3 protein-coding genes are annotated in these 7323 nt (G+C 74.5%); all 3 read left to right on the top strand.

Going from position 1 to position 7323, the window contains the following annotated elements:
* A partial coding sequence (locus tag E1293_RS42065; RefSeq protein ID WP_243717381.1) for a DprA-like winged helix domain-containing protein occupies positions 1 to 678 on the top strand: 678 nt, incomplete at its 5' end.
* Complete coding sequence (locus tag E1293_RS42060) at positions 675 to 3752, top strand: coiled-coil domain-containing protein (protein WP_132204934.1); 3078 nt, start codon at positions 675 to 677, stop codon at positions 3750 to 3752. The genes E1293_RS42065 and E1293_RS42060, both read left to right, overlap by 4 nt.
* Positions 3753 to 3799: 47 nt before the next feature.
* Positions 3800 to 7117, top strand: coding sequence for a hypothetical protein (locus E1293_RS42055; RefSeq protein ID WP_132204932.1), 3318 nt, complete (start codon positions 3800 to 3802; stop codon positions 7115 to 7117).
* The last annotated feature ends 206 nt before the right edge of the window (positions 7118 to 7323 follow it).

Here is a 7323-nt window from a genome sequence, read left to right as displayed (position 1 = left end):
GATCGGGGGTCGAGGGGCGCGGTGAGTGAGTTGTTCGAGGGGGTGCTGCGGCCCTACGACGAGCGGCGGCGGGCGGAGCTCGTGGCGGCCTACATGGCGGTCGAGCACGCGGCCGAGCCGGTTTCGGAGGTGCGGTTCGCGGCGTTGCGGGAGCCGGCGCTGCGCAGGACGGTCGAGGAGATGCTCGCGCTGAGCGGGCGGACGCTCGTCCGGTCGGAGCAGACGCGGTGGATCTCCGGATACCGCGACGAGGTGGCGAGCGAGCTGGCCGGGGATCCGGAGTGCGTGCCGCCGGTGCGGGAGCGGGCGGTGCTGACGCTGGTGCTGATCCATTCGGTGGCGATCCCCAGGGCGGCGGGGCTGCTGGAGGACGACTCGTGGCTGTCGCCGCATCCGACGCCGGTGGACGAGCTGCGCCGCCGCACGCAGCTGCCCGTCGGGGAGCTGGAGGCGTCGCTGCGGCGGCTGCGGCTGGCGGGGCTGGTGTCGCAGGTCAAGGCGGGTTCGGACGATGCCGGCGGGTTCGTGCCGGGGCCGCAGTTCCATCGGCTGACGGGCGCCGCGCGAAGGCGGCTGCAAGAGGAGCTGATCCTGGCCGCCGGGCCGGACTCGCCGCTGGCGGCGGCGATCCGGGCGCGGCGCAGGGGCCGGGAGCGCGAGCAGGGGGAGAACACATGACGGCCGTCCTCGAACCGATGGTGACCGCGCGCGACACCGAGAACGTGGTGGGCGACCGGACGCTCGTGGCCGTCCAGGCGGTGAACATCTCGCGGCTGTCGACGCATCCGGTGCCGACCGTGCCCGGGACGCTGATCGTGGTGGCGGGGCAGGGCCCGAAGGACTCCAACGGCGCGGGCAAGTCGTCGTTCATCGCGGCCATCACCGCGCTGCTGGGCGACGAGCAGTGGCGGTTCGCGTCCGGGGCGCGGTCGGTCGCGGAGCTGCTGTTCAACGCGGAACTGGCCGCGCAGGGCGACAGCCAGTGGGCCAGCGCGGACCACGGCTACATCGTCGGTGTCTTCGACCGTCAGGAGCCTGAGGAGGACGACCGGGAGGAAGGCGACACGGCCGTCACCGTGTGGCTCCGGGTGAACGTGGACGCACCGCACCTGGAGATCCGGTGGCGCCAGGGCGTCTATCTGGCGTCGGCGCCGTCGGAGGCCGACCGGGTGTCGCTCGCCGACCGGCTCTGGGCGAGCCTCCCCCGCAGCGCCGGGCGCCGCGATCTGCTCGCGAAGGATCTGTCCCGCGTCCTGTACGGCGGGCAGGTCCGGTGCGTGTCGTTCCTGTCCACGTCGGTGCGGTCGAAGGTCGCGACGAACCTGCTGTCGCAGCCGCTGAACGAGATCAGCCCGGAGCGCATCTTCAGCGCGATCGCAGCGCTGACCGGGCTGGACCGTGAGCTGGAGGCCGAACGCAAGTCCCGCGGGGAGGAGCACAGGGAGCGGGCCAAGGCGGCGGAGGCGACCGAGCGGCTCGCCGAATGGGAGCGGGAGGCGGCGAGCCTGCTGAAGACGTTCGACCGGCGCGACCGGGCCCGGGACGAGGTCGCGGCGGCGCTTCGGCATTGGCGGACGCGGCAGGCGCGCCTGCTGGTCGACGCCGCCGAGGCCGACACCGCGCACGCTGCGGAGCAGGAGCGGCTGCATCGGGAGAGCGACGACCTGGCCGCCGCCGCGAAGGCCGCCGAGCGCGAGATCGAGCAGCTCACCGGCGGCGCGCTGGACGCGCAGCTCCAGGAGGCGGGCGCGGCGCTCGCCGAGCTGAAGGGGCAGGCCGACCAGCTCGGCGCGGACAAGGCCGTCGCCCGCAACCGCCTGGACGAGCTCCGCCGGCGGGTGTCGGCGCTAGAGGAACGTCAACGCGAGGCAGACGGACGCGACGGCGACACCGCTCGCGCCGAATTGAAGGAAGCTGAGGCCCGCCGGGACGAGGCGCAGCAGGAGTACGGCATTGCCAAGGGTGCCGTCGCGCGCGCGGAGCGGTCCCTGGCCGAGGCAGAGGCGGGCGAGAGCAGCGCACCGGCGCAGATCCGTGCGCTCGCTGCAGAGGGGATCGCAGCGGTCGGTCTACTGGACGCCGTAGAGCTGGCCAAGGACGTCCGCGAACGCTGGGAGGCCGCCCTCTGGCCTTACCGTGAGGCCGTCGTTATCGGCACGGACGACCTGAGCGCCGCGATGGCCGCCCTCAAGAACATGCCCGGCTCGATGATCGTCCCAGCGGACGACGACGAGACCCTCCCTGAAGGCGTGAACTGCGAGCTGTCCCTAGGCCGTTTCTTCGCGGCCCTAGAGGGCGAAGGCACGGGCGTCGTCATCGTCAGCGGTTTCAAGGAACCCGTCACGGGACGTGTGGCCCGCGTTCAGGCGGCCAGGACGGCGGTGGAGTCCGCTAAGGAGGCCCTAGAGCGCGCGCGGCAGGCAACGTCCGACACTGCCGCCGATGTCGCGCTCGCCGGACGCCGCCTGGCAGGCGCCCAGGCCGGGGCCGAACTCGACGATGTCCGCGCGGCGATGACAGAGCTGCGGGAGAACCTGGAGGAGCTGGCGGGCAGCGAGTCCCGGCTCGGCCCGCGTCTCGGGTCGGCGGAGCAGACTCTGCGGCGCCTCCAGGCGAAGGCCGACACACGCGCCCTGGAGGTCGACCGGCTGCGGGGACGCCGGGAGACGCACGAACGTGAGCGCGACAGGATCCGCCGCGCGTCGTCCGAGTTGGCCGCCAAGCGCGCCGCGCTCACCCTGGACGACCTGGAGGAGCAGTGGGGCGGGTCCCGCGAGGGCGCTGCCGAATGGCTGTCCGGGCTCGACGACGACGAGGCCACCTGGACGCCCGCCGAGTGGTGGCACACCGCCGAGAAGCACCTGTCGGAGGCGCTGCGCCGCGTCTTCCCGGACGGCCCGTCCGACGAGGACATGCCCGAGGAGACGCGCTTCCTGCTGCGGGAGCGGGCCGAGGGCGAGGGCCGCCGCACCGACCGCGAGCAGGCCACGTTCCCGCGCCTGGTGAAGGCGATGGAGGGCTACCTGCGCCAGCAGGAGGACTACGAGAAGCACCAGCGGCGCCAGATCGAGGTGCAGATGTCGGCGCGCCGCACCGACCTGGAGAAGGCACAGAAGGGCGCGACGGAGGCGGCGGGCGCCGCCGAGGCTCACCGCACGGCGCTGACGGCCGCGATCCGTGCCCGCCTCCAGCGCGTGTCGGAGGAGTTCGAGAAACTGGACGTGACGTACGGCGGCTATGGGGCGACGCTGGACTTCCCCACGCCGGAGCAGCCGGGCGACCCCGAACAGGAGTGGCGCTGGCGCGTCACACCGAAATGGCGTCGTTCGGACGGGCAGCGGTACGTCCCGTACAACCGTCGCGCCAACACCGCGCTCATGGACGAGAAGGCGGTCAAACTGGTGTGCGCGGCTGCGCTCGCCAGTTCCGGCGGCGGCAGGCTCTGCCTCGTTCTGGACGAACTGGGCCGGAACCTCGGCAAGGAGCACCGCAAAGAGGCCGTGGCGCTGTTCCGCAAAATCGGTGAGACGCATGGCATCACCGTCATCGGCGCCTTGCAGGACGACATGGAACCGTACGCGATCGACGCGTGCGGTCAGTATGTGAAGCTGCGCCGCTCGTCCGACACGATGCCGTACAACGAGCCGCCGGTCGTCGTCGGTTACGACGAGCACGAGGGGCGCGTCCGCAAGCTCGCCGAGCAGATCACCGCGTCCCGTACGGAGCCCGAGTCCCGTCCGGAGCCCGAGTAACGGAAAAGCAGGTGAATCCGGTCAGGCGATCCGGCACGATGCGCCTCATGCACGCCGATGAGCTCCTCGCCGAGATCGAGCCCCTGCCGCATCCCGACCGTGTCCGCCGCCTGGTGCGGCTGCGGGGTTCGGCTGGCGGGCCGGACCTCGCCGCGCTGCTGGCCGAGCTGGCCGGACGCGGCCACTACGAGCGGTCGACCGCTCTGTTCATCGCGTCGGCGGTGCGGGACGAGGCGTCGCTCGCGCACATCCTGGCGGCGGCCCGCGACCCCGACGCGGCGCTGGCGCTGCGCGCGATCCGGCTGTCGGTGCGGTACGCGCTCGCACCGGAGCCGCTGGTGGAGGGCCTGCTGGACGCCCCGTCCGCGATGCGGGCGGCGACGTACCGGGCGATCCGCAGGTACCGCCGCGCGGACCTCGCCGGCGCGCTCGTCGGGCCGGTCGCGCAGCGGTGGGGGGCCGGCGAGGCCGCCGCGCTGCTGCCCGCCTGCGACCCGGAGGACGCGGCGGAACGCGTCGGCGCACTGGCGCACGCCGTCCCGAACCGGGGCTCGCTGGGCCGCGCCCATCCGGAGACCTTCCTGGACCACGCGGAAAGGGAACTGAACGGACTGGCCGAGGGCGCGCGGAACTCCTGGTGGCACTGGAACGGGCCGGGGGTCGCGGCGACGCTGCGGCACGACCCGGCCCGCGCCCTCGGCCTTGTTGAGAACTACTGGCACGCGGGCGACCTGCCGCAGGCGATACGGCCCTGGATCGGAACGCTCCTGGACGCGGAGCCGGAGCGCACCCTGCGGCTGCTGCTGTCGGACCGGTGCCGCGCCATGCTGCCGTCCCTCATGCACCGGCGCTCCATGTGCGACCGGCTCGCCCGCATCGGCGGGGACGCGCTCGCCGACGTCGCCCGCACCGTCCGGGAGGACGACTACGCGCTGCGGCGCCTGCTCAGGTCGGTCGCGCCCGGCCGGCGCGGCGCGCTGTTCGACGCGGCCATGGCCGGTGTCGACCTGACCACCGCCGAATTCGGGGACGCGCTGCTGGACGTCCTGCCGCGCGCGACACGGATCCGCGAGGCGCGCCGGATGCTGGCGCTGCGCACGGTCGCCGAACGGCCGGACCGGGTGCGGGCCGTGACCGCCTACCTGCCGTACGAGGAGGCGCGGCCCGTCCTGCAGGAGGTGACGCGCAGGCCCGACGCCGACGACCGCGCGACCGGGTACACGCTGCTCGTCCAGTGCGCCGGACGCGAACGCGACCCGGACGTGCTGACCGTCCAGCTGGAATCCCTCGGACGCCTGCGCAACGAGCAGGACCCCGTGCGGCTCGCCGCGCTGCGGGCGCTGGCCTCCGTCCCGGAGGCGGTGCTGCGGCTGGAGCACGCCGCGGCCGTCGAGCAGCTCGCCGAGGACGCCCTCAACGCCCGCGACTGCTCCACCGGAACGCGCATGGCGCTCCTCCAGATCGCGCGCGCGTTCTTCGCGCAGGGCGCCTTCCGCGACGACGCCGACCTGGCGGTGTTCGCGGTCGGGCTGATGAAGCGGCTCGCCGGCAGCTCCCACCTCGACTTCGGCCGGCTCGACCGCACGCTGCGGCGCGGGCAGGAGCACCGCCTGGTCGAGCAGCTCGCCCCGCTGCTCGACGAGGGCGCGCGGCGCGACGACCACGTCCTCGCGCTGATGCTCGTCCGGGCGCTCGGCCGCCGCGCCCACGGCGTCCAGGCGCTCCAGGACGCGCTGGAGAAGGCCCTGGACGCCCGCGAGGACGGCGTGATCCGCAACGCGATCACGTTCTGGCTGGAGCCGCCGGGGACCCGCGCGGAGCGGGTCGAGCGCGTCGTCGCCAAGGACCCGTCGACCGTGGCCGTCCCCGCCGTGCTCGCCGCCATCGCCGCCGAGCGCACCGACCTCCTGCACCTGGTCCTCTCCGACGCGACGCTCGCCGGACGGTTCCACCGCGCCGACGTCGCCTACGTCCCGTGGCTGGACCCGCGCTGGACGCAGCGCTGGACGGCCCGCCAGCAGGCCGCCTACCTGCGCCTGCTGGAGCGGGTCGCGATGAACCGGCGGCTCCGGGACACCGACCGTGGGCGCGCGGTCGCGACCATCGCGACGGTCCCGGGCGTGGCCGCCGCCCGGCTCCGCCCGTTCCTGGAGTCCGCCGACGCGCACCTGCGCCGCGCGGCCCTGACCGCCGCCCCGTGGACGGCCCGGCCGCAGGACGTCCTGCCGGACCTGCTCGCGCACGCCTCGTCCGACGACGCGCACGTGGCCGTCTACGCGGCGGGACGCGCCGCGCGGTTCGTCCGGCCGTCCGCACTGGCCGCGCTCCTGCGCCCGGTCCTCGCCGACGGCAAGATCACCGCGAGGAAGGAGGCGCTGCGCATCCTCCTGCGCACCCGGGTACCGGAAGCGATGGACGTCGTCGCCGAGGCGTGGGACGACCCCGACCAGCACCGGGACGTGCGGGCGGCGATCGTGTCGGCCGTCCGCCCGCACATGGCCGAACCGGTCGCGCGGCGGATCCTGGGCGACGCCGCGCAGGGACCTCGCGACCTCGCCCGCCAGGTGCTCGGCGGCTGGCCGCACGAGATCGAGGACAGGTGGCGGGCCGGCTACGCGGACCTGGTCGTCCGGGTGGCGCGCTCCGCCGACCCCGAGGTCTCCGACCCGGCGCTGTCGGCGCTGGGCCGGTGGGCGCCGTGGGCGCCGGAGATCCCGGCGGTGCTCGCGGGCGTCCTCACCGACCTCGGCGAGGCGCGCCGCTGGCGCACCGCCCTGTTCACCCTGGTCACCTGCGCCGTGGGCGGCGCCGGGACGGACGACCTGGCCGAAGCCGCCGCGACCCTCGCCACCGCGACCGGCCCGGACGCGGAGGCCGAACGCGACCTGCCCGCCGCACAGCGGCTGACCGCGCTGACGGACACCCTCCGCACCACGGCCAGGAACCGCCGCGACGCCGCCGACCCCGTCCTGCAGGCCGTGACGGCACGGCTCCCGGCGCAGCTCGCCCTCGAACTGAGGGCCGCCACCGTGCCGTGGACGGACCCCGCCGCGTCCGCCGCCGTCGACGCACTGGCCGCCGAGTGCGCAGGCCGGGCCGTCCTGCCCGTCCAGGAGATCGCGCAGGCCCTCGCGGACGGCCCCCGCCCGCACCGCACGACCCCGGACGACCTGCACCCCCACGCGGAGCGCCTCGCACAGCGCGGCGACCTCCCCGGCGGCCTGTTCGCCTGCGCCCTGACCGCCCGCCACGCCCCCCGCGTCGGCTGGCCCCCGGAGTGGCGCAACATCCTCCGTGCCCTCCGCGCACACCCAGACCCGGAAGTGGCCTTCACAGCCCACCAAACCCACACCGCCGCCGAATAACCGCCACTCCGGAACACCCGCGCGCAGGGGAGACCACGCACGGCACACGGCCAACCCCGCAGAGACTGCCACGCACAGCAACAACCTGGCGTACAGCAACCAAGCACGCCGCAATGGCTGGAGGCGGGCAGAGCCTTGCGAGCACGGAGGCACACGCAGCAACAGCCTGGCGTACACCGACCAAGCACGCCGGAACGGCTTAGAGC

The organism is Actinomadura darangshiensis, from assembly GCF_004349235.1.
Lineage (GTDB): Bacteria > Actinomycetota > Actinomycetes > Streptosporangiales > Streptosporangiaceae > Spirillospora > Spirillospora darangshiensis.
The sequence above is the reverse complement of the archived record's forward strand: the minus strand, read 5'-3'. Positions and strand labels throughout refer to the sequence as shown.